This window comes from Arthrobacter sp. HMWF013 (assembly GCF_003061105.1).
Lineage (GTDB): Bacteria > Actinomycetota > Actinomycetes > Actinomycetales > Micrococcaceae > Arthrobacter.
Map to the genome: position 1 here is coordinate 1 of NZ_QAIQ01000355.1, position 1,380 is coordinate 1,380.

At 64.6% G+C, this 1,380-nt stretch carries 2 protein-coding genes; one reads left to right on the forward strand and one right to left on the reverse strand.

What is annotated here, in order from left to right; genetic code table 11:
- Positions 1-120 precede the first annotated feature (120 nt).
- The gene (locus DBR22_RS23870) at positions 121-264 is read left to right on the forward strand and encodes an MFS transporter small subunit (protein WP_181365172.1); all 144 of its coding nucleotides are present in this window, start codon (positions 121-123) and stop codon (positions 262-264) included.
- Between the two features lie 93 nt (positions 265-357).
- Here DBR22_RS23870 and DBR22_RS13345 read toward each other — a convergent pair.
- A partial coding sequence (locus tag DBR22_RS13345) for an Ig-like domain-containing protein (RefSeq protein WP_181365173.1) occupies positions 358-1,380 on the reverse strand: 1,023 nt, incomplete at its 5' end.

The following is a 1,380-nucleotide window of genomic DNA, read 5'->3' on the forward strand; positions in this document are numbered from 1 at the left end:
TGGTGGGCCTGCTGGTGATCGGCTTCGTAGCCAACCTCCTGGTCAAGCCTGTCGATGCACGATTCCACGAACCCCGCCCCGAACGCGAGCGGCCGCACGAACCAGCCATGGAGGCCTGAGATGAGCACAGCACACACCCCCGGCACGCAGGTGCCGGCAAAAGCATCCACCGGACGGCTGGGCGTGGCCTGGGCCCTCGTCGGAGTGCCGCTGGCCTACGGTGTCTACGAGACCCTGACCCGGGTGGCGGCGCTGTTCGGGTAGTGACGGGGAACCCCCGTTAAAGGAACCCCCGGTTAAAGACCGAGCGGCCCTACTTTTTAGTAGGGCCGCCCGTCCTTACAACCAAGTGATTCCTTAGAACCAGGTGATGGTGTATCCGCTTGGGCTCAGGTTGATGATGCCGCCCTGATAGTTCTGGGCCACGCCTCCATTGGGGGTCGCGTATTCCTCACTGGTGGGGTAGCGGAGGCGGCCTGTCTCATACCCTGTGGAGGCCCAGATGGTGCGGATGCCGCCAACGGAGAGGTGGGCCCCTGATGCCGGCGAGTACATGATCGCGCCGCCCTGGTAATTCTGGAACACCCCGCCGTCCCTGAGCCCGCCCACTTCGTCGCTCACCGGGTAGCCGAGCCGTCCGTTTTCATACCCTGACTCCGCCCACCTGCCGCGGATCGCCCCCACGGAGATGTGGGCTCCCGTTGCGGGGGAGTACATGATCGTGCCGCCCTGGTAATTCTGGAACACTCCGCCGTCCCGGAGCCCGCCCACTTCGTCGGTGACCGGGTATCCGAGCCTGCCGTTTTCGAACCCTGTCTCCGCCCACTTGCCACGGATCGCTCCGAGGGAGACGTGGGCCCCTGTTGCCGGCGAGTACATGATGCACCCCCGTTCAAAGCACTGGAATCCGCCGTTGTCCTTGAGGCCGTAGACCTCTGCGGTGGTGGCTGCTCCCAGGGCACCATTCAGCGACGCTGCCTTAACCGCAATGGGACTCTGCCCGGTCGGAGACCCGGCCGTGGTGAAGGTCCAGGTCCTGTCCGTGGTCAAGGCGGTACCGGCAGCATCCTTCACCCCACTGGTGCCGCCCTTGATCGTCGCGGTGTACGTGGTACCCGCAGCCAGATCCGCACTGGGATTCAACGTCGCTACGTTGCCTGTGCTGTTGTACGTCACAGCTGCAGGCACAGCCGTCGTGCCGGCAGTCAACGTGAAGGTGCCCGCCGTAATGGTCGATGCAGTCATCGCCTCCGAGAATGTCCCCGTCACATTCGCGCCCACTGCTACACCAGTCGCACCTGCAGCCGGAGATGTACCCGTCACCGTCGGCGCCGTTGTATCTCCACCACCGCCGCCGGTGCCGTCGTAGTAATGCCAGTA

Coding starts and splice junctions, on each gene's coding strand:
- DBR22_RS23870 (WP_181365172.1), top strand. CDS start 121: ATGAGCACAGCACACACCCCCGGCACGCAGGTGCCGGCAAAAGCATCC.